The sequence below is a fragment of the Neisseria sp. HMSC074B07 genome, assembly GCF_001810355.1.
Classification (GTDB): domain Bacteria; phylum Pseudomonadota; class Gammaproteobacteria; order Burkholderiales; family Neisseriaceae; genus Neisseria.
The window spans coordinates 1-487 of the sequence record NZ_KV800974.1; the positions used below are offsets into that span (position 1 = coordinate 1).

Annotated in this window: 1 pseudogene; it reads left to right on the forward strand. The window is 58.1% G+C overall.

The features are described from left to right. A pseudogene (locus tag HMPREF2726_RS10715) lies at positions 1-487 on the forward strand (RHS repeat protein); the annotation flags it as partial.

A 487-nucleotide genomic window follows, 5' to 3' on the forward strand; every position in this document is an offset into this window, starting at 1 on the left:
CCATCGTCCGCCCCGACGGCGCCATCCTGCATTTCGACTATGACGACTGCTACCGCCTGATCCGTAAAAGCGATGCGGAAGGCCGTTATGACGGCTATACCTACGACGAAGCGGGCAACCTGCTGACCCATACCGACCCGCTGAAACATACCACCCGTTTCGAATACGCCGACAACGGCCTGTTGCTGTCGGTGACCGATCCGAACGGCAGCAGCACCGCCTATCACTACAATGAAAACCGCCAGCCCGACCTCATTACCGACTGCTCCGGTTACGAAACCAAACTGGCCTACACCTCCGAAGGGCAACTGGCGCGCATTACCGATGCGCTGGGACAGCACACCGAATACCATTACGATGCCGACCAAAACCTCACCCTCGCCCTCTATCCCGACGGCAGCAAAGAAACCTTCGGCTATGATGCCGCAGGTCGTCTGAAAACCCATACCGACGGCGAAGGCCATACCACTTCCTACGAATACGGCCA